Genomic DNA, 21,752 nt, shown 5'->3' with positions numbered 1-21,752 from the left:
GAGTGTCTTACCAGTTGTCACCATGGCCGATCCCAAGCAAATTGACCTGATCGCCGAGCGCGTGGAACGCCTGCTCCTTCGCCATGAAGAACTGCAGCGCACCAACGCCCTGCTGATGGAGCAGGTGGCCTCGCTCAAGGCAGAACGTGACTCCATCAAGTCGCGTCTGAACGCTGCGCGTTCCCGCATCGACGCGCTGCTGGACCGGTTGCCGGTTGGAATCGAGCCCCCCTCCCACAAGGACTCCGAATGAACAAGCCGGCCTCCAAGCAGATCGAGGTTCAGATCATGGGCCAGAGCTATCTGCTGGCCTGTCCGGCGGGGGGCGAGCAATCTCTGCTGGACGCCGTGGAGCGTGTGGACACCGCCATGTGCCGCATCCGGGACGCCGGCAAGGTCAAGGCCCGCGACCGCATCGCCGTGCTCGCATCCCTCAACCTGGCGTTCGAACTGTCCCAGAAGGAAGCCGAGGGGTTTTCTTCCTCGTCCTTTCTCCCTCCAGAGCCGACACCCTTGCCGGGCTCCACTCCCCAGGGCGAGTTGCCCGACGCTGCTGCGCTGGCGCGCGCGGAGGAACTGGTGCGGCGCCTCGACCAGGCGCTGGGCAGTGACGGCCAGTTGATCTGAATCAGGAACCGGCCCTCAACTTTTCCGACGGGCGAGCCCATCCATAGGGCCGCCAGCCTCTACAATTTGCCCTGTCTGCAGTGCGTGCCGGGCTTTATATTTCCTTGAACCAATGCTCCATGAGCCCGGGCTTGGTACATAACGTGGCTGGTGTGAGCGTCTCGCGTCAGATGAACCCGAAGCCCCGTTGCCCTCGCCCACCTGAACCCCCGGTTCAGGATGACGGTCCGGTGGCACTTGCAGACACCTAATTCCCTTCGCTGCGGCCCCACGGATGTTTCCTGGGGCCGCACTCTTTTCTGCCCTCCGGATTTCCGCCCATGAGCCTTGAACCCCTGCTGATCGTCGAACTGGCCCTTCTGGGGGTGTTCACCGGGTTTCTGGCCGGCCTGCTGGGCATCGGCGGCGGCATGATCATGGTGCCGTTCATCAGCGCCATCCTCGCCCACCGTGGCGTCGCGCCCGGCCTGGCGGTGAAGATGGCCATCGCCACCTCCATGGCCACCATCATCTTCACCTCGATCTCCAGCGTTCGCGCGCACCACAAGCGCGGCGCCGTGCGGTGGGACATCGTGCGGCGTCTCGCACCGGGCATCGTTATCGGTGCCGCGGTCGCGAGCCTCGGGGTCTTTGCGGTCCTCAAGGGCGGGGCTCTGGCCTTGCTGTTCGCGCTGTTTGTGGGCTTCTCCGCCACCCAGATGCTGCTGGACAAGAAGCCGCAGGCCTCGCGCACCTTGCCGGGAACGGCCGGCCAGCTGGGTGCCGGGGGGGTGATCGGTTTTCTGTCGGGACTGGTGGGTGCCGGGGGCGGCTTCGTCAGCGTCCCGTTCATGACCTGGTGCAACGTTGCCATCCACAATGCCGTTGCCACCAGCGCAGCGCTCGGTTTTCCCATCGCACTGGCGAACGCCGCCGGGTACGTCATCTCGGGCCAGGGTGTGGCCGACCTTCCGGCGGGTTCGCTGGGCTACGTGTACCTGCCGGCACTAACGGTGATCGCCATGACCAGCGTGCTGATGGCGCCGCTCGGTGTGAAGGCCGCACACGCGCTGCCGGTGAAGTCGCTCAAGCGGGCCTTCGCGCTGATTCTCTACGTGCTCTCGGCGTACATGCTCTACAAGGGTCTGACGGCCTGAAGCCCGTCAGACGCCACGGTGCAATGGCCGGTCGGCAATCACGGTGCCATCCTCGTCGGCGTACAGCCATTCACCCGGACGCACGGTGACGCCCTGAATCTTCACCGCCACGTCGCGCAGCCCCTGGTTGCGCCGCTCGGTCGGCAGCGGCATCGAGGCCAGCGCGCGAATGCCGGTCTCGCACACCGCCAGTTCGGCCACGTCGCGGACGCACCCGTCCACCACCACGCCGGTCCACCCGTTGCGCGCGGCGGCGGCACCCAGGTTGCCGCCCAGCAAGGCGCGCCGCAGCGAAGCCCCGCCGTCGACCACCAGCACACGCCCATCTCCCGGTCCTTCGACGAGGGCCTTCACCTGGCTGTTGTCATCCAGGCACTGCACGGTCACGACCGGTCCGGCGAAGCGGCGATGGGCACCAAAGTCACGGAACACCGGCGGCAGCACACGGAAGGCGCCGCTGACGTCGCCCTTGTGTTCGTCGCACAGATCGCAGGTCGAAAAATCGATGGAAGAAGTCATGGTGAGCCACTCTCGAAAACAGGTTTTTCGGAGCCGAAATTGGAGCACGCTCTTTGTCGCTGGTTGGGGTGCGGCATGCAATACCGGGCGCAGTGTTGTTTTCGGGGCCAAAAAACCCCATTTTCCCTCTTGCGCAGCACAAAAATACCGCACCTCCACCTTGGAAGGACCATGCATCTCCATTAGCATGCGAGTCACCAGTGAGAGAGCGCGTTCTCCTCTGGCGTCAAACCACTTCTAGAAGGAATCCTCAACATGGCAACTGCAAAGAAAGCTCCTGCGAAGAAGGCCGCTCCGGCCAAGAAGGCCGCCGCTCCTGCAAAGAAGGCTGCACCCGCGAAGAAGGCCGCCGCTCCTGCGAAGAAGGCCGCCGCTCCTGCAAAGAAGGCTGCACCCGCGAAGAAGGCCGCCGCTCCTGCAAAGAAGGCCGCACCAGCCAAGAAGCGCACCCCCAACGCAGCCTTCATGAAGGCCATGACCCCCAGCGCCGCACTGGCCGCCATCGTCGGCAACAGCCCGCTGCCCCGCACGGAAGTGACCAAGAAGGTCTGGGAATACATCAAAAAGAACAAGCTGCAGGACGCTGTCAACAAGCGCATGATCAACGCTGACGCCAAGCTGAAGGAGATCTTCAAGAAGGCCCAGGCCTCGATGTTCGAAATGACCAAGATGATCAACGAACACCTGAAGTGATCAGGACGCAAAGGGGCCCAGGTGCTCCTTGCACGGAGAGCCGGCGCTGCCGGCTCTTTTTTTTGACCCTGGCCGGTCCGTACCCGGCTCTTTCAGATGTGAGAAACTGAAACAGCACTTCCCCTTTTCGAGGTATGACAAGCCAGCCGCACCCCAGCACCATGGGCTCTCACGGCGATTCGGCTCCGTCTCATGAGGTGCCGCCTCTGCCGCTGATGCAGAACAAGGTGGTGCTGGTGATGGACCTGGTGGAATCCGTGAGGCTGATGGCATCGAACGAAGCGTCCGTGGTCCACCAGTGGCACGGGTTTCTCCAGCACGCCCGCGAAGAGGTTCTGCCAAGACATGGCGGTCGCCTGGTCAAAAGCCTGGGCGATGGCATCCTGGTGGAGTTCGACGAACCGTCCCAGGCTGTCAAGGCCACCCTGCGCCTGCACCGCTATTTCGACGACGCCAATCGCCGGCGCGATGACGAAAACAAGTTCTGGCTCCGCGCAGGGCTGAACGCCACCCACCTGTACATCGACGACCACGACGTGTTCGGCCATGGAGTCAACCTGGCCGCCCGCGTGGCGGGGCTCGCAGGCCCCGGGGAAACTGTCATCACGGCCAATGTGCACGACACCCTGGTGGACGGTGTCGACGGTGACATGGAGGACATGGGCGAGTGCTACCTCAAGCACTGGCCGGAGCCCGTCAGGACCTGGACGCTCTCCCCGCCCTCAGGAACAGGTGTCACCCTCAAACCGCCCGCCCCTGCCGCCAGGCCGGAGGACTTCAGGGCCACCATCGCCGTACTGCCTTTTGTGTCGCGGAGCAATGCGCCCGAGCACTTTGTGATCGGAGACCTGCTGGCGGACGGCGTCATCGTCCAGCTTTCCCGCAGCCAGCACCTGCGCGTCATCTCGCGGCTGTCAACCGCCGTGCTCAGAGGCCGGGACGACGTCAACCAGACCGCGAGCGAGCAACTGGACGCCCACTTCGTGCTGTCCGGCAGCTACGTCTCGCTGGGCGACCGCGTGCTGGTGACGGCTCAGTTGAGCGACACCCGGCACAACGAGGTGATCTGGGCCGACCGACTCACGGGTGACGTGATGGACGTGGTCCAGCAAGAGAGCGAGCTGATCAACGCACTGGCGTCGACCTGCGCCGACCAGCTGCTGCACTCGGAGGTGCAACGAACCCTCACACAGGCCCTGCCCCGACTGGACAGCAGCGCTCTGATGCTGGGTGCCATCAACCTGATGCACCGATCCACCCGCCGGGATCTGGAGCGCAGCCAGCAGCTGCTGGAGGCCCTGGTGGACCGGCACAAGCGCTCGGTGGCACCCTGGGCATGGCTGGCCAAGTGGCACATCATGCAGGTGGTGCAGGGCATGGCTGCGGACCCTCACGCATCGTTCCAGCACGCGATTGGTATAGCCGACCGCGCGCTGGACATGGTCCCTGAAAGCGCCTTGGCACTGGCCGTCAAGGGGCACGCCATGTGCCACTTGGGCAAAGACGTTGATGGGTCGAACCATCTTCTGCTGGAGGCTACGAACGCCAACCCCAACGACCCGATGGCTTGGCTCTACCGAAGCGTCTGGTCCACCATGTGGGGCACCGCCGCGGAGTCGATCATGCAGGCGGAGAACGCACTGCGACTTTCGCCGCTTGATCCGCAGAAGTACTACTTCGAGATGATGCTGGCAGGCAGCTACCTGTCCACAAATGACCTCAACCAGGCCATTCATTACAGCAGGTCATCACTCAACAAGAACCGGTATCACCTGCCCAACCTGCGGATCCTGCTGACCGCGCAGTTCGAGTCCGGGCAGACTGAGGAAGCAAAAGAGACGTTTGCTCTGCTTCGATCACAGCAACCGGACCTTACGGTGACCCAGTATCTGTCTTCCGGAAGCCTCAGCCCGCTGCGACAACGCACGGCGCGCGTTCTCGAGTCGCTGGGCCTACCCAAAAACTGAATCGAACCAACGAGGAGATGACATGAGTGCAGGAGTGAGTGCAGGAGTAAGTGCCGGGGTCAGTGCAGGAGTCAGTGCAGGAGTCTCCGGGGTAGGCTTGGTCTCTGCCGATGCATTGACCATCAGCCGCGCCGCCATCGCTGGCCCATTCGCCGGCGCGGTGCTACACCCCACCACTCCCGGCTTCAACCAGGACCAGAACCTGCGTCTCTGGGCCGATGGTCCGCGGATGACCGCCTGCTTCGAAGAACTGGTCGAAGGTCTTTCCATCGCCGCCTCGGCGAGCACGAAGCAGGCCGACCTGAAGTTCGCCAACCTCGGCGCGACCACGATCAAGAACCGGACGCTGGTGCAGCTGCAGGGGCCCTCCAAGAACCTGCTCAAGCAGCAGCTGGATCTGGTTGCGGCCTACGCAGACCTGCGCGGTGACCGGGCCGCCGAGGTGCTGGACCAGCTCACCGCCCCGGTCGGCTACTGGTCCGCCGTGCTGGGGCTGACGGCCCACCGGCACAAGAAGACGCTGCAGCTGATCGAGATCGCGCTCGGACTGTGCGTGCATGTCGAGATGCGCCTCAAGCACATCTTTGCAACCCTGAGGCCGGTGGAGTTGTCCCCACAGATCCAGCCCATGATCCCCACCCCGGGGCACGGCAGCTGGCCCAGCGGCCATTCGACAGAAGCGTTCGCGGTGGCCACCCTGCTGGAGTCGTTCATGGACCAGACCCGCCCGGGCAAGAACGATGGTCAGAACAGCCGGACGCAACTGCAGCGCCTGGCGGCGCGCATCGCGGTCAACCGCACGGTGGCCGGGGTGCACTACCCGGTGGACAGCGCCGTCGGCCGTCTGTTGGGCACCAGCCTCGGCGAGTTCTTCGTCGCCCGCGCCACCGGTGGCAGCGTTCGACTGCGAGGCTTCGACAGCGACAAGTTCGTCGAGGTGGATGGCGCTCCCAAGGACTTCAAGCTCAGCGATCCCATGGACGCGGGCGCCTACAGCGTGGGTGGTCCGGCGATCCCGCTGCCCCAGGCCGATGCCCTGGGCTGGCTGTGGCAGGAGGCCCTGAAGGAGTGGTCATGAGCGGGGCGCGCGCTCCCCAGCCCTGGCAGCCGCTGCCCAAAGGCGAGGTCACCGGCACAGACTGGTCTCTGCCCGGCAGCATCGAGGGCGCCGACCCCTACCTCGCGTGGGCGGAAGCTGACCATTTTGAAGGCTACCGGCTGGGCGAAGGCCTGGCGGCCCAGCCCAGGTGGTTGCCGATCATCATCGAACTCCATCCCGGTTTCGGCATCCAGGACCTGCTGCAGGCGTCCGACATCAAGTGGCTGCAGGTGCCCAAGGCCTACCTGCTGCTGCCCGGGCTTCGTTTCTGCACGGCACGCGCACGCAAAGGCTTTTTCAAAGAGATGCGCAAGCGCTCAGACCTGGCCGGCATCGTCCGACGCTACGAGCTCGGCCTTCCCGTAGAGGAGCACACCGGGCCGCTGACCGACCCGGCCTTGCCAGGCGACGCAGTGCCCCCATGTCCGGATCGTGTGGGCGGCAAGGTGATCGGCATCATCGACGGCGGTCTTGCAATGGCCAACGCCGCCTTTCTGAAACCCGACGGACAGCCGAGGGTGCGCCACTTCTGGCGCCAGGACGAATTCGACGGCCCGCACGGACCGGGCATGGGCCGCCACCTGCGCAGCCGCCTGGACCCGCGGCGTGCCGGCCCGACGCCATCCGTCATGGGCTACGGCCATGAGCTGACGGCGGCCGACATCCGCGCCGCCATGGACCGGTTCACGCGCAATGGTGCAGTGGACGAGGACGACCTGTACGACTACCTGCAGTGCTGGGACCTGAAGCATCCGGTCAATCACGGCACGGTGGTGGCCAGCCTGGCCGCCGGCCCCTGGCTGGCCACCGCCCGCATGAGCAGTGCGGCCCACACCCCGGACATGACACCTTCCCACGACGAGGCCAGCCGTGCGCCCCTGATCGCGGTGCAACTGGACTGGTCCAACGTCATCGACACCTCGGGTGGGGCGATGAACGTCAGCGTGCTGGACGCTCTGATGTTCATCCTGAACCGGGTGACCGCCGACGCCAAGCTGGTGGTCAACATCAGCTGGGGCACGCTGGCCGGCCCCCACGACGGCACCTCGGTGCTGGAAGCGGCCATCGATCATCTGATTGCGCTGTGCACGCCAGAGCGGCTGCAGGTCTTCATTCCGGCGGGCAACGGTTACCAGGACCGCACCCATGTGAACCGGACGCTGCTGCCCGGGGGGAACGCCGCCGAGCTGCACTGGCACATCCAGCCCGACGACCGGACCCAGAGTTTTCTCGAACTGTGGCTGGGAGACCCGGACCTGCCCGAAGAAGCGCTGCAGGACATCCGCATCGAGGTCACGCTGCCCGGCGGGCAGGTGCTCGAGCCCATGACTGTCGGCAACGCGGGTTGCTGGCCCTCGACCACCGCCCCCCAGCTGGCGCTGGTGTTCCCGAGAAAGACCGCGCTGGGCAGGCACGGCACCTGTGCCCTGCTCGCCCTGTGCCCGACGGCCTCGCTCCACCCCGAGGACCGGCTGGCCCCAGCCGGTGTCTGGCAGGTGAAGGTTCACAACGGCGGGCTCAACCCGGTGGTGCTGGACGCCTACGTGGAGCGGGACGATGTGGCGCAGGGGACCTACACGGGCGCCCGCCAGTCCGCCATGCTGGACAGGTTCTACGACACCAGCGGCAACATCGACAGCTTCATCGACCACCCCGACAACCCGACGCCGATCCGGCGCGGCGGGGTGTTCAACAGCATCGGGACGGGACAGCGATCGGTCTCTGTTGGCGGCATCCGCTTCGCCAGCAGCGCCTTCGACCCGGCCGCCCGCTACAGCCCCAGGCTGCCGGACCCGGACGCCTCTCGCCTGCCCCAGCGCGATGGTGTCAAAAAGGTGCCGGACGAACTGGCTGTGAGCGACGAGAGCACGGCGCTGTGGGGGGTGCTGGGTGCTGGCAGCCGCAGCGGCTCATCGGTGCGCATGTATGGCACCAGCTGTGCGGCGCCTCAGATCGCCAGAGAGCGGCTCTGAGTCTGGCCGTCACCAGCGCGCTGGCAGCGCCTTGAGCAGCCAGATCCAGCGCTCGCGCACGGCGATGTAGCCGCCAGTTTCCAGGTCCTTGAGCAGGCGGGACACCATTTCGCGCGAACACGCGAGGTGTTGGGCCAGCTCCTGGTGGGTGAGGCGCTCTGAAAGCCGGCGCTCGCCAGAGGCTTCGGGCTCCTGCGCCAGCTGGTTGAGCAGTCGCACCAAGCGCCCGTACACGTCGATGAGGGCCACATTGCCGGCGCTCTCGGTGGCCAGCCGAGCGCGGCGGATCAGCCGGGCCATGAGTTCCAGTGCGAACTCGGGGTGCTGGGCAATGTAGTTCAGCAACACGGCGCGGGAGATCACGGAACAGGTGGTTGCATCGACCGCCTCCACGTTGGCCGAGCGCGGGCCACCGTCGAGCGACATTTCGCCCACATATTCCAGAGGGCCGTAGAAGCCCAGGGTCAGTTCCTTGCCGTTGCCATCACCGAGGAAGGCCCGCAGACGCCCCTGCAGGACGATGTAGATCGTGTCCCCGGACTCACCTTCCTGGATCAGCAGCGCGCCGTTGCGGTAGCGCCGCTGCACGCCCAATGCCGCCAGTGCCTGGATGTGGGAGGAAGGCTCTGTGCTGGCGGGAAGGAAGGCGGACATCCGGGCTCATGGTTGGGCAAACTCCATGGCATTGTGCGGCATCGCGGAGATCACCCGCAAGGCGGGGACCATGGGCGGCAGGCTGTGCACCTTCTGCATCAGGGCCCGGATGCTGCCACAGCCGGTTTTTTCGCGCAGCGCCTTGATCTGGCTGCGCACGGTGGATTCGGCCACCTTGTGGTCGGAAGCGATCTCGGGAATCGAGGCGCCGCGGCACAGGGCCAGCAGCACCGCCTCTTCGCTGGGGCTCAGATTCTGCGAGCGGGCGAACATGCGCAGCGCCAGGTTGTCGCAGGCGTTCTTGCGAGAGAGCAGCACCAGAACGGTGGGCGCGTCGAATTCCAGCGGGTGGCTCAGCGGCACGAAGGCCAGCGACAGCTCGTGTTCGCCCTGCTTGAGTTGCAGCAGGCGGCGCTGGCCGCGCAGCGCGTGTTCCAGGGCGCTCTGGATCTGGGTGGTGAGCTCGGTGTTGCGCCCCAGCAGGGAGCGCGCATGGGTGACGATCACCCGACCGGTCGACATTTCGTGCCGCGCCAGGTGGTTGGCATGGCGGATGTGGCCCTGGGCGTCGATCACCAGCAGGCCGTAGTCGACTTCGTCCAGCACCCGCAACAGCAGGTCCTGCCCCAGGCTGTCCGGCACCGGCTGCGTGCGCTCGGCGTGGAAGTACAGGTCGCTGGTGGTGCGGTCCGTCAGGTGGCGTTGGGCGGTGGTTTCCATGGCGCTTTCCTCGTGTGTTGCGGATGGGGAAAGCTTAGAAACCGGGCAGGATCTTGAGGCGTGTGCCATTGCCCACCGGCCTGTGACCTATTCACAAACTTTGTTGCCAGAAGGCAACAAACACACCCCGCTCAGCGGGATTTGTTCCGGATCGCCGAGAGGGTTCCGCGGGTGGTGATGACCTCCGGATCGAGCATGACCTCGATCAGCGAACCGCTGTCGGCGGCCAGCGCCCGCTGCAAGGCCGGCTCGAACTCCAGGGTGTGGGTGATGCGTTCGGCCGCGTAGCCGTAGGCCCGCGCGAGCGCGCAGAAGTCGGGGTTCCTCAGGTCCGAGCCACTCACGCGCGCCGGGTATTCGCGCTCCTGGTGCATGCGGATGGTGCCGTAAGTGCCGTTGTTGAGCAGCAGGACGACCGACTTCGCGCCGTGCTGCACCGCCGTGGCCAGCTCCTGCCCGTTCATGAGGAAGTCGCCGTCGCCTGCGATGGTGAAGGCGGTGCGGCCGGTGAGGATGGCAGCCCCGATGCCCGCGGGCACACCATAGCCCATGGCGCCGTTGGTCGGTGCCAGCTGCGTCTTGTGCCCCTTGGCCAGGCCGTGGTAGCGGTAGAAGCGGTGCAGCCAGCTGGCGAAATTGCCCGCGCCATTGGTCAGCACCGCGTCGGCCGGCAGGTGTTTCTGCAGCGTGTGGATGAGGGCCGGCATGTCGATGCTGCCGGGCAGCACGATACCGCCATTGCTCACCTCCACGTTGGCCTCGTAGTCGGCGTGGCAAGCGGCCGTCCACGTCGACCATGGCAGGCTGGGCGGTGCGGTCAGCACCTCCAGCGAACGCGCCGCAGCGTTCATCGTGGCCTGGATCGCGAGCGTGGGCTGGTAGACCCGGCCCAGCTCCTCGCCGCTGGCGTGGATGTGCACCAGCTTCTGCGTTGGCACCGGCGCTTCCAGCAGCGTGTAGCCGCCGGTGGTCGCCTCGCCCAGTCGCGGACCGATGGCCAGGACCAGGTCGCTCTCGCGGATGCGCCGGGCCAGTGCCGGGTTGATGCCCAGGCCGACATCGCCCGCGTACAGCGGGTGGTGGTTGTCGAAGCAGTCCTGGAAGCGGAAGGCGTTGGCCACCGGCAGCTGCCAGTTCTCGGCAAAGCGCTGCAGCGCAGCAGCGGACTGCGGCGTCCAGCCTCCGCCGCCGGCGATCACCAGCGGCCGCTGCGCCGCCAGCAGCAGTGTGCGCAGCTCGCGCAGTGCGCCCGGGTCGGCCCAGGCCTGCACCGGCTCCACGCGCGGCAGCGGGTTAGCGTCCACCGTCTGCGTCAGCATGTCCTCGGGCAGCACCAGCACCACCGGGCCGGGCCGGCCGTTCATGGCGGTGGCGAAGGCGCGCGCCACGTATTCGGGGATGCGTCGCGGATCGTCGATGCGCTCGACGCGCTTGGCCATGCCTTTCGTGCTCGGGCCGAAGAAGGCGTTGTAGTCCACCTCCTGGAAGGCTTCGCGGTCGCGCGCGTCGCTGGCCACATCGCCCACGAACAGCACCATCGGCGTGGAGTCCTGGAACGCGGTGTGCAGGCCGATGGAGGCGTTGGTCGCGCCCGGCCCGCGGGTCACGAAACACACGCCGGGCCGGCCGGTCAGCTTGCCCTGGGCCTCGGCCATAAAGGCCGCCCCGCCCTCCTGGCGGTTGGTCACGAAGCGGATGCGGTCGGCGCGGTCGTGGAAACCGTCGAGCACGGCGAGGTAGCTCTCGCCCGGCACGCCGAAGGCGTGGGTCACGCCCTGGGCGATGAGGCAGTCGACGAGCAGGTGTCCGGCAAGTTGTGTGGTCATGCCGGAATTGTGCACAGACTCAGCGGCTTGTTGTCCGGCGGCCCACGCCGATGGCGGCATAGACGGACACCAGCAGCACCAGCGCCGCGCCGGCCAGCGTCAGCGCGTACCAGCCCCGGTCCATGAACACGCCAAAAACCATCGGCGAAACCGCGAAGCCCACGTCCAGACCGGAATACACCGTGCCATAGACGCGGCCGGTCGCGCCCTTGGGCGTCGCCTTCTTGATCATCATGTCGCGGCTGGGGCCGCCCACGCCCACGGCGAAGCCGGTGGCCGCCAGCACGACCATGGTGCCGGTGCCGCTGAGCCACCCGGTGGCGCAGACCAGCAGCAGCAGGGCGCCGGCCGTCATCGCCCAGGCCACGACGCGGTCGCTGTGTTTGGAGGTGGCGGCCACAAAGCCGCCGACGAACATCCCTACGGCGCCGCACAGCATGTAGGCGCTGACAGTGAGCGTGGCCGCCTCGACGCTGACCCCGTGCAACTGCTTGAGGATGGACGGTGCATAGCTCTGCACCACCGCCAGCGTCATAGTGGACAGCAGGAAGAAGGCGAAGCACCACCAGACCACCGGCAGCTTCATGAACGCCAGGTCCGAGCCCTTGGGGGCATCGGCGTGGCGCACATGCACCTCGGTGCGCAGCTTCTCGCGCTGCCAGAACAGCAGCGACAGCACCGCCACATACAGCAGCGCGGCGGCGTGGTAGGCGGTGCGCCAGTCGGCCAGCGCCGTGATGCCGACCAGAAAAGCGGGGGCGAGCGCCCAGCCCAGGTTGCCGGTCAGGCCATGGGCGCTGAAGGCGTAGCCCAGCCGCGGCGCCGAGACGCGCTGGTTCAGGATGGTGAAGTCGGCCGGGTGGAATGGCGCGTTGCCCAGGCCCGCCAGCACCGCCACCATCACCAGACCGGCGTAGCCGGTGGCCATGGACGCTGCCAGCGAGGCCAGCAGGAAGCAGCCGATGGCGGCAAACAGCACTGGGCGCGCGCCGATGCGGTCGACCACGAAGCCGGACATCGCCTGGCCGGAACCCGAGATCACGAAGAAGATGCTCATCAGCAAGCCGACGTCGGAGTAGCTCAGGCCGAAGTCGCGCATGAAGATCGGGAACAGCGGCGCCAGCAGCAGGTGCGAGAAGTGGGAGGTGCCGTGCGCCAGACCGACCAGGCCGATGACGGCGGCGTCCTGCTTCAAGGGAACGGGGTTGGCCGGTGGGGGCACGGCGTCGAGAGTGGCGGTGTTCATGCGGGGCATGGTACGGGCTGACGCAGCGGCCGATATGCGATAGAAAGACAACCATCGTCGAATTTAAGCCAAATCCGGGAGCCCCCATGAACAGACGCGAGCGCCGCGCCGTGCCCGTCGGCGACACCGATCCGTTCCGTCCCTCGCCGGAGCGGCCGGTGCGCTGCCGGGCTCGGGCCATGGGCCACGACACCCAGTTCGAACCGCACCACCACCCCTGGGGTCAGCTGGCGTATTGCGCAAGCGGCCTGTTGCAGGTCACGGTGGCCGACGCCGCGCCGAACCAGACCAGCGGGCTGGAGACCACCACCATCGTCCCGCCGTCGCGCGCTGTCTGGATTCCGCCGGGCGCCCGCCACGCGGTCAGCATGCTGGAGTCGTCGCAGCTCTACACGCTCTACATCGATCCGTCGGTGGTGACCGCCGAGTGGCGCCGCTCCCGGGTGCTGGTGGTTTCAGCCCTGCTGCGCGAACTGGTGCTGGGCATGGAGCTGCCGCACCACGCCGGAGACGAGCTGCGGCAGCGCGCGTTGTCCACCCTGGTGCTGGCCGAACTGGCGCACGCGCCGACTCAGCCGCTGGGCGTTCCGATGCCCGACCCGCAGCGCGGTGACCGGCGCCTGCGCGCCGTGTGCGAGGCGGTGCTCAACGCGCCGGCGCAACACGCGACGCTGGCCGGCTGGGCCGCCCACAGCGGCGCCAGCGAGCGCACTCTGGCGCGCCTGTTCCGGGACGAGCTGGGCATGGGCTTTCAGCGCTGGCGGCAGCAGGTGCTGCTGGCGCACGCGCTGCCGATGCTGGCCAGGGGCACGCCGGTGAGCCAGGTGGCCGCCGCCGCTGGCTACGCCAGCGACAGCGCCTTCAGCGCCATGTTCCGCGCCGCACTGGGCCAGCCGCCGTCGCGCTTTGGCCCGATGACGGCGGGACCCGCCTGATCAGAGCACCTCTTGCAGCCGTTCCTTCGGGCGGCAGAGCACGGTGCCGCGCGGCGTCACGACGATGGGCCGCTCGACCAGCACGGGGTGCTGCACCATCAGGTCCAGCCATTCGGCGTCGCTGCGTTCGGGGTTGGCTTCGGCCAGCCCGGCATAGAGGTCGCCCTTGCGGCGCAGCAGTTCGCCAGCGCTCATGCCCATGGCCTTGAGCAGCGCGGTCAGCTGCTCCCGGGTGTAGGGCTGCTTGAGGTAGTCGATCACCTCTGGCTCGACCCCGGTCTCGCGGATCGCGGCCAGCACGTTGCGCGAGGTGCTGCACTGGGGGTTGTGGAAGATGGTGATGGAAGAAGGCTTCATCGCGGTGCTCCGTGCGTTTCGCGGCCGAGCATAACGCCCGGTGGCGGTGCAGCGGCGGGCGTCACACCCCTGTCATCTCGGGCCCGTATCTTGCTCGACGCACACACAAAACGCGCCAGCAGGGGAAGACGATGAACGCACCACAACGCATTGCCAAGACACCGAAGGCCTGGGAGGCGCTGTCACGCCCCGACCTGGTCGGCCGCCGCGCCCACAGCCTGCTGCTCATGGCCAACGGCCGCCGCAGCGAACGCGAGCTGTCGGCACTGCTGGGTGGCGATGTCAGCGATCTGGCCGCGGGTCTGCTGCAGCAGGGCTACCTGCAGCCAGTGCCGCTGATGCTCTACGGAGACAACGACAGCGCCTGAGCGGCGCCACTCAAAGCCAGCGTTTGAGCAGCCCCATCACGCGATCGAACGTGGCGCCGTAGGGTGGGTAGAACAGGCTGGCCGCCGCCCAGCGCGACTGCACCAGCACCGGCTTCTGCTGCGTGAACCGCAGGAAGCCCGTCTCGCCGTGGTAGGCACCCCAGCCGCTCTCCCCCACCCCGCCAAACGGCAGGTTTTCGTGGGCAATGTGCAGCAGCGTGTCGTTCACCGTGACGCCGCCGCTGACCGTGCCGCGCAGCACCCGGTCGCGCGCGGCACCGTCCTGGCCGAACCAGTACAGCGCCAGAGGCCTGGGACCGGCGTTGACCGTGGCGATCGCCTGGCCCAGATCCGTATAGCTGAGCACCGGCAGCACCGGGCCGAAGATTTCCTCGCGCATCAGGCGGGCCTCGGCGGGTGGCTGAAACACCAGCACCGGTGCCATCTGGCGCTCATGGCGCGAACCGCTGCGCTGGGCCACCTCGACCACACGGGCGCCCTGGGACTGCGCCTCCTTGACCATCGCCAGCAGCCGCGCGTGGTGCCGCTCGCTGATGATGCTGGCGTAGTCCGGGTGCGCGGCCCCGCAAGGAAACAGCCGCGCCACCGCGGCGACGAAGGCCCGCTCGAACTCGGCCTCGCGCCCCTGGGGCAGCAGCACGTAGTCGGGCGCGATGCAGGTCTGGCCGCCGTTGAGCAGCTTGCCGTGCGCGATCTTGATGGCCACCGCGTCCAGATCGGCCGAGGCGTCCACGATGCAGGGCGACTTGCCGCCCAGCTCCAGCGTGGTCGGCGTCAGGTTGGCCGCGGCGGCGGCGGCCACCTTGCGCCCCACGGCGGTGGAGCCGGTGAAGAACAGGTGGTCGAACGGCAGGCTGGCGAACTCGTGCGCCACGTCCGGCCCGCCCAGCGCCACACACACCTCGTCGGCGGAAAACGCCTGGTGCAGCAGGGTCGCGAGCAGCGCCGAGGTGTGCGGTGTGAGCTCGCTGGGCTTGAGCATCACGCGGTTGCCCGCGGCCAGCGCAGTGGCGGTCGGCCCGAGCGTCAGCTGTAGCGGGTAGTTCCAGGGACCGATGACACCGACCACACCCAGCGGCTGGCGCTGAATCTGGCCGCTGGCGGGTTGCAGGTAGATCGGTGTGCGCACGCGGCGCGTTTTCATCCAGGCGCCGGTGTGGCGATCCAGATCGCCCAGCAGCGAGCGCAGCACGAAGAAGTCCGCGACTTCGGTGAGCCGGATCGAGCGCACGCCGAAATCGGCCTGCACCGCCTCGGCCAGCGCCGCGCCGTACGTGTCGATCAGGGCCCGCATGCGGCGCAGGCGGTCCAGGCGAAGCGCCAGCGGCACGTCGATCTGCGCGCGGCTGGCCTGGAACTGCGCGTCGAACAGCGCACGCAACGGAAGGTCGGGGGGCGTCAGGGTCATCGGATCATCATAGGAGCGCGCCCCGGGCGGCGGTAGAGGCGGCGCCCCATGCCGGGGCACCGCCTGTCGCCTGGGGCTCAGTCGTAGGCGATTGCGTCCGAGAACTCGAACACCCCGGGGTTGCGCACCGGGTCCACCCCCACCGGAATCACCGACTTGGGCGGGTACCTGCCTTCCAGAAGCAGCTTGGAAAGCGGATTTTCGATGCGCTGCTGGATCGCACGCTTGAGCGGCCGCGCACCGAACACCGGGTCGAAGCCGACCTTGGCCAGTTCGCCCAGCGCCGCCGCTGACACGTCCAGCCGCAGGTCCATCTTCTGCAGGCGGGCCTGCAGAGCCTTGAGCTGGATGCCCGCGATGGCCTCGATGTGCTTGGCGTCGAGCCCGTGGAACACCACCGTCTCGTCGATGCGGTTGAGGAACTCGGGCCGGAAGTGGTTCTTGAGCTCGCCCCAGACCGCGTCCTTCACGTCCTCGTAGCTGTCGCCCACCATGGCCTGGATGAGGTGCGAGCCGATGTTGCTGGTCATCACGATGACCGTGTTCTTGAAGTCCACGGTGCGGCCCTGGCCGTCGGTCAGGCGACCGTCGTCCAGCACCTGCAGCAGCACGTTGAACACGTCCGGGTGGGCCTTTTCCACCTCGTCGAGCAGCAGCACGCTGTACGGTTTGCGGCGCACGGCTTCGGTCAGGTAGCCGCCCTCCTCGTAGCCCACGTAGCCGGGTGGCGCGCCGATCAGGCGGGCCACCGAGTGCTTCTCCATGAATTCGCTCATGTCGATGCGCACCAGGTGCTCCTCGCTGTCGAACAGGAAGCCCGCCAGCGCCTTGCACAGCTCGGTCTTGCCCACGCCGGTGGGGCCCAGGAACAGGAAGGAACCGGTCGGGCGGTTCGGGTCGGACAGGCCCGAGCGCGAGCGGCGGATGGCATTGGCCACCGCGCTGATCGCTTCGTCCTGGCCCACCACCCGCTCATGCAGCTTGGTCTCCATCTGCAGCAGCTTGTCGCGCTCGCCCTGCATCATCTTGGACACCGGGATGCCGGTGGCGCGGCTGACCACCTCGGCGATCTCCTCGGCACCCACCTGGGTGCGCAGCAGCTGGCGCACCTGGTTTTCGCCTTTGCCGGCCTCCTGGGCCTGGGCTTCCTTGAGCTGCTTCTCCAGCTCCGGCAGCTTGCCGTACTGCAGCTCGGCGACCTTGTTGAAGTCACCCTTGCGCTTGAGCTCCTCGATCTGCAGCTTGACGCGCTCGATCTCTTCGCGCACATGCGCGCTGCCCTGCGCCTGGGCCTTTTCGGCCTTCCAGATCTCTTCCAGGTCGGCGGCTTCCTTCTGCAGTTCGACGATTTCCTCGTCGATCAGCGCCAGGCGCTTCTGCGAAGCCTCGTCGGTCTCTTTCTTCATCGCCTCGCGCTCGATCTTGAGCTGGATCAGCCGGCGGTCCAGCTTGTCCATCACCTCGGGCTTGGAGTCGATCTCGATCTTGATCTTGGCCGCCGCCTCGTCGATCAGGTCGATGGCCTTGTCCGGCAGGAAGCGATCGGTGATGTAGCGGTGGCTCAGCTCGGCCGCGGCCACGATGGCCGGGTCGGTGATGTCCACGCCGTGGTGCACCTCGTACTTTTCCTGCAGGCCGCGCAGGATGGCAATCGTCTGCTCCACGGTCGGCTCATCGACCAGCACCTTCTGGAAGCGGCGCTCCAGCGCGGCGTCCTTCTCGATGTACTTGCGGTACTCGTCCAGCGTGGTGGCGCCGATGCAGTGCAGCTCGCCGCGCGCCAGCGCGGGCTTGAGCATGTTGCCGGCGTCGATGGCGCCCTCGGCCTTGCCGGCGCCCACCATGGTGTGGATCTCGTCAATGAACAGGATGATGCGGCCTTCGTCCTGCGCCACTTCCTTGAGCACCGACTTCAGGCGCTCCTCGAACTCGCCGCGGTACTTGGCACCGGCCAGCAGGCCCGCCATGTCCAGCACCAGCACGCGCTTCTCGCGCAGGGTCTCGGGCACCTCGCCGTTGACGATGCGCTGCGCCAGGCCTTCGACGATGGCCGTCTTGCCCACGCCGGGTTCGCCGATCAGCACCGGGTTGTTCTTGCTGCGGCGCTGCAGCACCTGGATGGCGCGGCGGATTTCGTCATCACGGCCGATCACCGGATCCAGCTTGCCCGCGCGGGCGCGCTCGGTCAGGTCCAGGGTGTATTTCTTCAGCGCCTCGCGCTGGCTCTCACCTTCGGGCGAATCCATCTTCTGGCCGCCGCGCACGGCCTCGATGGCCGCCTCCAGGCTCTTGCGCGAGAGGCCGTTCTCGTTGGCGATGCGGCCGATCTCACCCTTCTGGTCAGCCACGGCGAGCAGGAACAGCTCGCTGGCGATGAAGGCGTCGCCGCGCTTGATGGCTTCCTTCTCGGTCGCCTGCAGCAGCTTGATCAGGTCCGGGCCGGGCTGCACCTGCTCCTGGCCCTGCACCTCGGGCAGGCGGTTGACCGCCTCCTCGGTGGCCTTGGTCAGGCCCGGCACATTGACCCCCGCACGCTGCAGCAGCGACTTCGGCCCATCGGCCTGGCGCAGCATGGCCAGCAGCAGGTGGGCCGGTTCGATGTAGGCGTGGTCCTTGCCCAGGGCCAGGCTCTGGGCTTCGCCCAGGGCTTCCTGGAACTTGGTGGTGAGTTTGTCGAGACGCATGTTGTGACGCTCCGAAATGCTTGAACTGACGGGCATGTGGCGCTGACCGCCCTCATTTCAAGACCTTGCGCCGGTCGGGGTCAAGCGGCCTTGACCCGCATCAAAGCCGCTGCGCCCCGTGCAGCGGGCGCGCGAGGGGGGCTTACCCTGCTCTCCAGTAGGCGTAGGACCAGGCGGTGGCCATGCCGGCGCGGCGGTAGAGCGCCAAGGCGGGCTCGTTGGAAGCGTCCACCTGCAGAAAGACCCGTGTGATGCCCCGCCGCTGTGCCTCCAGCGCCATCGCGTGGATCATCCGCCCCGCCAGCCCCCGGCCCCTCTGGCGGGCGGCCGTGCGCAGGCCGTGCATGCTCAGCCAGCCCTGGGCATAACAGGCGGCGCCGCAGGCCAGGGTCTCGCCGCCCTGTCGCAGGCTGGCGAACAGCGTGCCCTCGGCGCGGGACAGCGCCTTCGAGCGGCTCGCGCCGTCCACCGGGTCCATGCCCTCGCCCAGAAACATGGCCATCCAGGCCGCATCAGGTCGCGGGTCCAGCGACACCCCGTCGGCGTTCGGCGCCAGCGCCAGCAGGCCGTCCAGCGCACCGGTCTGGGTCAGGGTGGGTTGCTCGCGCCGGAAGCCCTGGGCCCTGAGCTCGGGCCACCAGGGCTCAAACGCCGGCACATCGGGCAGGCGCAACACCGGTCGCAGACCGGCCTTCCGGTAACGCTGCGCGATGGTGCCGATGAGCGCCGGGTCGTGGGGCCCATGGTGCAGAGGCACCGCACTGTGGGCGCGGCCGACCGTGCCGGGGTCCATGGGCAGCAGCCAGCCGTCGATGGCGTCGATCTGCTCGGGCGCCACCGCCGTGAGCGTGGCGCGTTCGATGGATTCGATGTCGGCGGCGGTCGGCGAAGTGGCCATCAACACCACGGCGTCAGGCGTTGTTCGAGGCGATGCCCCACTTCGCCAGCGCCGCATCGTCGCTGACCCGCGCATCCACCCAGCGCGCCCCTTCGGGCGTCTGTTCCTTCTTCCAGAACGGCGCCTGGGTCTTGAGGTAGTCCATCAGGAACTCACAGGCCTGGAAGCTCTCGCCACGGTGGGCCGATGTCACGGCCACCAGCACAATCTGGTCCAGCGGCTGCAGCAGGCCGACGCGGTGGATGACCCGGGCGCCGAGGATGTCGAAGCGCCGGAACGCCTCGTCGATCATCTGCTCGATGGACTTCTCCGTCATGCCCGGGTAATGCTCCAGCTCCAGGGTGCTGACGCTCTGGCCGTCGTTGCGGTCCCTGACGGTGCCCACAAACGTGCAGACCGCACCGACGCCCTTCTGGTCGGCCCGAAGCCGGGCGACCTCGGCGGACAGGTCGAAGTCTTCGGTCTGGATGCTGACGCGGGTGTTCATGCTCACCCTCCGGTGACGGGTGGGAAGAAGGCCACCTCGGCGCCGTCGGTCAAGGCGATCGACTCGTCGGCCATGGTCTGGTTGACCGACACGCGCACCGCGCGGCCGCGCGCCAGCGCCTCGGCGTGGGCGCCACCACGTGCGATCAGTTCGTCGCGCAGCGCGGACAGCGTGGTCGCAGCGGTCTCGACAGATTCGCTGCCGGAGCCAATGGCCTCGCGGATGGAGGCGAAATAACGCAGCTGGATCTTCATGCGAGCAGGTCCGAAAGAGAGATGTAGTTCACGAGGTCGCCGCGCGCGATGGTGCTGCCGGCCGGGTTGTCCACCAGGCCGTCGCCCCACACTGTGGAGGTCAGCACGCCCGAGCTCTGGTTGGGGAACAGGTCCAGGCCGCCGTGGGCATTGCGGCGCACGCGCAGGAACTCGCGGCGCTTGTCGGCGCGCGGCAGGTCGAAATCGGCGCGCAGCTGCATGGTCTTGAAGGGAGGCTGGTATTCGGATTCTGCGGCCCCCTGCAACTTGAGCAGGAAGGGCCGCACCAGCAGCAGGAAGGTGACGTAACTCGACACCGGGTTGCCGGGCAGGCCGATGAAGTGGCAGTGCCCTTGAGCGTCTGCACCGGCCCCCGCATCGCGCCGCACCGTGCCATAGGCAAAGGGTTTGCCCGGCTTCATGGCGATCTGCCACAGGTCCAGGCTGCCCAGTTGTTGCACGGCGGGCTTGATGTGGTCTTCTTCGCCCACCGACACCCCGCCGCTGGTGAGGATGAGGTCGTGGTGATCGGCAGCGGTCTTGAGGGCGGCCAGCGTGGCCTCGCGCCTGTCGGGCACGATGCCCAGGTCGCTGACCTCGCACCCCAGGCGCTCCAGCAGCACGCGCAGGAAGAAGCGGTTGCTGTTGTAGATGGCGCCCGGCTTCATCTGTTCGGGCGGCACCTCGCCGGGCATGACCAGTTCATCACCGGTCGAAAACAGCGCCACCCGCGGCTTGGCGGTCACCCGCAGCTGCGCCGCACCGATGCCGGCGGCCAGGCCCAGGCTTGCTGCCGACAGGCGCGTGCCGCGCGACAGCACGACGGCGCCACGGGTCACGTCTTCGCCCGCACAGCGGATCCATTGGCCAGGCCCGGGCACGGCGTCGATGTGCACAGCGCGGAAATCGCCACCGACCTCGCGCGTGTCTTCCTGCATCACGATGGCGTCCGCGCCAGGGGGCACCGGCGCACCCGTGAAGATGCGGGCGCAGGTGCCGGGTTCCAGCGGCTGCGCCGCGTGGCCGGCGGGGATGCGCTGGCTGACCGGCAGCACAACACCTTTTTCGGTGATGTCGGCCACGCGCACGGCGTAGCCGTCCATGGACGAGTTGTCCTGCGGCGGCACGTGCAGCGCCGACACCAGGTCATCCGCCAGCACACGCCGGTCGGACAGCACAGTGGCCAGGGTTTCGGTGGCCGCGAGCGGTGCCGCGCGCGAAAGCAGGTCGGCCAGCGCGGCGTCCAGCGCCATCAGGGGTTTGCGGGCAGGTTGGGGAGCGTTCATGGTCTTGGAGGCACCGCCCCGGCCGATAGGGCCAACGCAGTGGCAATCAAACGTAGGCTTCGGGGTCGTAGTCGAAACGGTCCCCATTGTCGACCAGCCAGGCCGCCACCGCATCGGGGTCGTCCAGATCCAGCCGCGGACGCAGGGTGTCCTCGGGCAAAGCATCGGCCAATGGCAGGGCGATGGCCGCCACGAAGGGGTCGTCCGGGTACCGGACCGGTTGGGCGGTGGCTTCGCGCCAGACCTCGATCTTGAGCAGGTTGCTGTCGCGCCAGCCCTCGACCAGCACCCAGTCCACCCCGGGGTGCAGCGCCGGGATCAGGTCGTGTACCGAGCGCTCCTGGGGCCGTTCGAAGCTGCGCTGCAGCACCAGCCGCTCGGGCGATGCAGCCAGCACCTCGTAGGCGCCGGCCTCCCGGTGGCGCCAGGTGTCCTTGCCGGGCTGGTCGGTTTCCAGCCCGCAGTGCGCGTGCTTCATGACCGACACGCGCAGACCCCGCGCCTTGAGGGCCGGGATCAGGCGTTCGATCAGCGTGGTCTTGCCTGCACCCGACGTTCCGGCGAAACCGACGACCTTCATGGGGTCTTCCGGAC

Annotated in this window: 22 protein-coding genes and 1 other RNA gene; 10 read left to right on the top strand and 13 right to left on the bottom strand. The window is 67.5% G+C overall.

The genetic code is table 11. From position 1 onward, the window contains the following. Window positions 1-22: 22 nt before the first annotated feature. From HPF_RS10080 to HPF_RS10070, 4 genes are all read left to right on the top strand, one after another. Window positions 23-253: a hypothetical protein gene (locus tag HPF_RS10080; RefSeq protein ID WP_066154477.1), complete on the top strand. Its 231-nt coding sequence runs from the start codon at window positions 23-25 to the stop codon at window positions 251-253. Continuing rightward, window positions 250-627, top strand: a complete 378-nt coding sequence (locus tag HPF_RS10075) for a cell division protein ZapA (RefSeq protein ID WP_066154480.1) — start codon at window positions 250-252, stop codon at window positions 625-627. Before HPF_RS10080 ends, HPF_RS10075 begins: the two co-directional genes overlap by 4 nt. A 69-nt stretch (window positions 628-696) precedes the next feature. Beyond that, window positions 697-877, top strand: a non-coding RNA gene (gene ssrS, locus HPF_RS24200) — 6S RNA. Window positions 878-947: 70 nt separating this feature from the next. Continuing rightward, entirely contained in the window at window positions 948-1,763 is an 816-nt protein-coding gene (locus HPF_RS10070) for a sulfite exporter TauE/SafE family protein (RefSeq protein WP_079366108.1), read from the top strand. Window positions 1,764-1,769: 6 nt separating this feature from the next. On the opposite strand, the gene rraA is transcribed toward HPF_RS10070, so the two are convergent. Then, a complete protein-coding gene (rraA, locus tag HPF_RS10065; protein WP_066154486.1) occupies window positions 1,770-2,282 on the bottom strand; it encodes a ribonuclease E activity regulator RraA in 513 nt (170 codons plus the stop codon). A 255-nt stretch (window positions 2,283-2,537) separates the two neighbouring features. On the opposite strand from rraA, the gene HPF_RS10060 reads away from it, so the two are divergent. From HPF_RS10060 to HPF_RS10045, 4 genes are all read left to right on the top strand, one after another. Next, complete coding sequence (locus tag HPF_RS10060; RefSeq protein ID WP_066154489.1) at window positions 2,538-2,975, top strand: SWIB/MDM2 domain-containing protein; 438 nt, start codon at window positions 2,538-2,540, stop codon at window positions 2,973-2,975. A 161-nt stretch (window positions 2,976-3,136) separates the two neighbouring features. Next, on the top strand, window positions 3,137-4,942 hold the full coding sequence (locus tag HPF_RS10055) for an adenylate/guanylate cyclase domain-containing protein (RefSeq protein WP_165961678.1): 1,806 nt from the start codon (window positions 3,137-3,139) through the stop codon (window positions 4,940-4,942). A gap of 97 nt (window positions 4,943-5,039) precedes the next feature. Then, window positions 5,040-6,020, top strand: a complete 981-nt coding sequence (locus tag HPF_RS10050) for a phosphatase PAP2 family protein (RefSeq protein WP_165961677.1) — start codon at window positions 5,040-5,042, stop codon at window positions 6,018-6,020. Next, complete coding sequence (locus tag HPF_RS10045; RefSeq protein WP_133156514.1) at window positions 6,017-8,014, top strand: S8/S53 family peptidase; 1,998 nt, start codon at window positions 6,017-6,019, stop codon at window positions 8,012-8,014. Before HPF_RS10050 ends, HPF_RS10045 begins: the two co-directional genes overlap by 4 nt. A 9-nt stretch (window positions 8,015-8,023) precedes the next feature. Here HPF_RS10045 and HPF_RS10040 read toward each other — a convergent pair whose 3' ends face one another. The 4 genes from HPF_RS10040 to HPF_RS10025 form a co-directional block, all read right to left on the bottom strand. Continuing rightward, window positions 8,024-8,668 carry a Crp/Fnr family transcriptional regulator gene (locus tag HPF_RS10040; protein ID WP_066154510.1) on the bottom strand — a complete coding sequence of 215 codons (645 nt, stop codon included), beginning with the start codon at window positions 8,666-8,668 and terminating at the stop codon, window positions 8,024-8,026. Window positions 8,669-8,674: 6 nt separating this feature from the next. After that, complete coding sequence (locus HPF_RS10035; protein WP_165961676.1) at window positions 8,675-9,388, bottom strand: helix-turn-helix transcriptional regulator; 714 nt, start codon at window positions 9,386-9,388, stop codon at window positions 8,675-8,677. 131 nt (window positions 9,389-9,519) lie between these two features. After that, window positions 9,520-11,214: a thiamine pyrophosphate-binding protein gene (locus HPF_RS10030; protein WP_133156512.1), complete on the bottom strand. Its 1,695-nt coding sequence runs from the start codon at window positions 11,212-11,214 to the stop codon at window positions 9,520-9,522. A gap of 19 nt (window positions 11,215-11,233) precedes the next feature. Then, the gene (locus tag HPF_RS10025) at window positions 11,234-12,460 is read right to left on the bottom strand and encodes an MFS transporter (protein WP_243721720.1); all 1,227 of its coding nucleotides are present in this window, start codon (window positions 12,458-12,460) and stop codon (window positions 11,234-11,236) included. An 86-nt stretch (window positions 12,461-12,546) separates the two neighbouring features. On the opposite strand from HPF_RS10025, the gene HPF_RS10020 reads away from it, so the two are divergent. Next, complete coding sequence (locus HPF_RS10020) at window positions 12,547-13,395, top strand: AraC family transcriptional regulator (protein ID WP_066154521.1); 849 nt, start codon at window positions 12,547-12,549, stop codon at window positions 13,393-13,395. Here the strand turns inward: HPF_RS10020 and arsC are convergent, their stop codons facing one another. After that, window positions 13,396-13,752: an arsenate reductase (glutaredoxin) gene (gene arsC / locus HPF_RS10015; RefSeq protein WP_066154524.1), complete on the bottom strand. Its 357-nt coding sequence runs from the start codon at window positions 13,750-13,752 to the stop codon at window positions 13,396-13,398. Window positions 13,753-13,883: 131 nt separating this feature from the next. Here arsC and HPF_RS10010 point away from each other — a divergent pair, with 131 nt between their 5' ends. Next, entirely contained in the window at window positions 13,884-14,120 is a 237-nt protein-coding gene (locus HPF_RS10010; RefSeq protein WP_066154527.1) for a hypothetical protein, read from the top strand. A 10-nt stretch (window positions 14,121-14,130) separates the two neighbouring features. Here HPF_RS10010 and HPF_RS10005 read toward each other — a convergent pair whose 3' ends face one another. The 7 genes from HPF_RS10005 to mobB all read right to left on the bottom strand — a co-directional run bounded on the left by HPF_RS10005 (window position 14,131) and on the right by mobB (window position 21,738). After that, window positions 14,131-15,543 (bottom strand): aldehyde dehydrogenase family protein, encoded by a 1,413-nt coding sequence (locus HPF_RS10005; RefSeq protein WP_133158075.1) that lies wholly within the window; start codon window positions 15,541-15,543, stop codon window positions 14,131-14,133. Window positions 15,544-15,626: 83 nt separating this feature from the next. Beyond that, window positions 15,627-18,233: an ATP-dependent chaperone ClpB gene (gene clpB, locus HPF_RS10000; RefSeq protein ID WP_133156510.1), complete on the bottom strand. Its 2,607-nt coding sequence runs from the start codon at window positions 18,231-18,233 to the stop codon at window positions 15,627-15,629. A 142-nt stretch (window positions 18,234-18,375) separates the two neighbouring features. After that, a complete protein-coding gene (locus HPF_RS09995; RefSeq protein WP_133156509.1) occupies window positions 18,376-19,131 on the bottom strand; it encodes a GNAT family N-acetyltransferase in 756 nt (251 codons plus the stop codon). A 13-nt stretch (window positions 19,132-19,144) separates the two neighbouring features. Then, window positions 19,145-19,618, bottom strand: coding sequence for a molybdopterin synthase catalytic subunit MoaE (gene moaE / locus HPF_RS09990; RefSeq protein ID WP_133156508.1), 474 nt, complete (start codon window positions 19,616-19,618; stop codon window positions 19,145-19,147). Between the two features lie 2 nt (window positions 19,619-19,620). Then, window positions 19,621-19,872 (bottom strand): molybdopterin converting factor subunit 1, encoded by a 252-nt coding sequence (gene moaD / locus HPF_RS09985; protein ID WP_133156507.1) that lies wholly within the window; start codon window positions 19,870-19,872, stop codon window positions 19,621-19,623. Next, a complete protein-coding gene (locus tag HPF_RS09980) occupies window positions 19,869-21,158 on the bottom strand; it encodes a molybdopterin molybdotransferase MoeA (RefSeq protein WP_133156506.1) in 1,290 nt (429 codons plus the stop codon). Before HPF_RS09980 ends, moaD begins: the two co-directional genes overlap by 4 nt. A 46-nt stretch (window positions 21,159-21,204) precedes the next feature. Beyond that, complete coding sequence (gene mobB / locus HPF_RS09975; RefSeq protein WP_133156505.1) at window positions 21,205-21,738, bottom strand: molybdopterin-guanine dinucleotide biosynthesis protein B; 534 nt, start codon at window positions 21,736-21,738, stop codon at window positions 21,205-21,207. Window positions 21,739-21,752 lie beyond the last annotated feature (14 nt).

This window comes from Hydrogenophaga pseudoflava, assembly GCF_004353865.1.
GTDB classification, from domain to species: domain Bacteria; phylum Pseudomonadota; class Gammaproteobacteria; order Burkholderiales; family Burkholderiaceae_C; genus Hydrogenophaga; species Hydrogenophaga pseudoflava.
This window is presented reverse-complemented; position numbering and strand designations above follow the sequence as displayed.

Excerpts from the sequence above, each read along its gene's own strand:
- moaD (WP_133156507.1), bottom strand. The coding sequence starts at position 19,872 with ATGAAGATCCAGCTGCGTTATTTCGCCTCCATCCGCGAGGCCATTGGC.
- HPF_RS09980 (WP_133156506.1), bottom strand. The coding sequence starts at position 21,158 with ATGAACGCTCCCCAACCTGCCCGCAAACCCCTGATGGCGCTGGACGCC.
- HPF_RS10040 (WP_066154510.1), bottom strand. The coding sequence starts at position 8,668 with ATGTCCGCCTTCCTTCCCGCCAGCACAGAGCCTTCCTCCCACATCCAG.
- rraA (WP_066154486.1), bottom strand. The coding sequence starts at position 2,282 with ATGACTTCTTCCATCGATTTTTCGACCTGCGATCTGTGCGACGAACAC.
- HPF_RS10075 (WP_066154480.1), top strand. The coding sequence starts at position 250 with ATGAACAAGCCGGCCTCCAAGCAGATCGAGGTTCAGATCATGGGCCAG.
- HPF_RS10070 (WP_079366108.1), top strand. The coding sequence starts at position 948 with ATGAGCCTTGAACCCCTGCTGATCGTCGAACTGGCCCTTCTGGGGGTG.
- arsC (WP_066154524.1), bottom strand. The coding sequence starts at position 13,752 with ATGAAGCCTTCTTCCATCACCATCTTCCACAACCCCCAGTGCAGCACC.
- HPF_RS09995 (WP_133156509.1), bottom strand. The coding sequence starts at position 19,131 with ATGGCCACTTCGCCGACCGCCGCCGACATCGAATCCATCGAACGCGCC.
- HPF_RS10025 (WP_243721720.1), bottom strand. The coding sequence starts at position 12,460 with ATGAACACCGCCACTCTCGACGCCGTGCCCCCACCGGCCAACCCCGTT.
- moaE (WP_133156508.1), bottom strand. The coding sequence starts at position 19,618 with ATGAACACCCGCGTCAGCATCCAGACCGAAGACTTCGACCTGTCCGCC.
- HPF_RS10055 (WP_165961678.1), top strand. The coding sequence starts at position 3,137 with ATGGGCTCTCACGGCGATTCGGCTCCGTCTCATGAGGTGCCGCCTCTG.
- HPF_RS10080 (WP_066154477.1), top strand. The coding sequence starts at position 23 with ATGGCCGATCCCAAGCAAATTGACCTGATCGCCGAGCGCGTGGAACGC.
- HPF_RS10045 (WP_133156514.1), top strand. The coding sequence starts at position 6,017 with ATGAGCGGGGCGCGCGCTCCCCAGCCCTGGCAGCCGCTGCCCAAAGGC.
- HPF_RS10030 (WP_133156512.1), bottom strand. The coding sequence starts at position 11,214 with ATGACCACACAACTTGCCGGACACCTGCTCGTCGACTGCCTCATCGCC.
- clpB (WP_133156510.1), bottom strand. The coding sequence starts at position 18,233 with ATGCGTCTCGACAAACTCACCACCAAGTTCCAGGAAGCCCTGGGCGAA.
- mobB (WP_133156505.1), bottom strand. The coding sequence starts at position 21,738 with ATGAAGGTCGTCGGTTTCGCCGGAACGTCGGGTGCAGGCAAGACCACG.
- HPF_RS10035 (WP_165961676.1), bottom strand. The coding sequence starts at position 9,388 with ATGGAAACCACCGCCCAACGCCACCTGACGGACCGCACCACCAGCGAC.
- HPF_RS10060 (WP_066154489.1), top strand. The coding sequence starts at position 2,538 with ATGGCAACTGCAAAGAAAGCTCCTGCGAAGAAGGCCGCTCCGGCCAAG.
- HPF_RS10020 (WP_066154521.1), top strand. The coding sequence starts at position 12,547 with ATGAACAGACGCGAGCGCCGCGCCGTGCCCGTCGGCGACACCGATCCG.
- HPF_RS10010 (WP_066154527.1), top strand. The coding sequence starts at position 13,884 with ATGAACGCACCACAACGCATTGCCAAGACACCGAAGGCCTGGGAGGCG.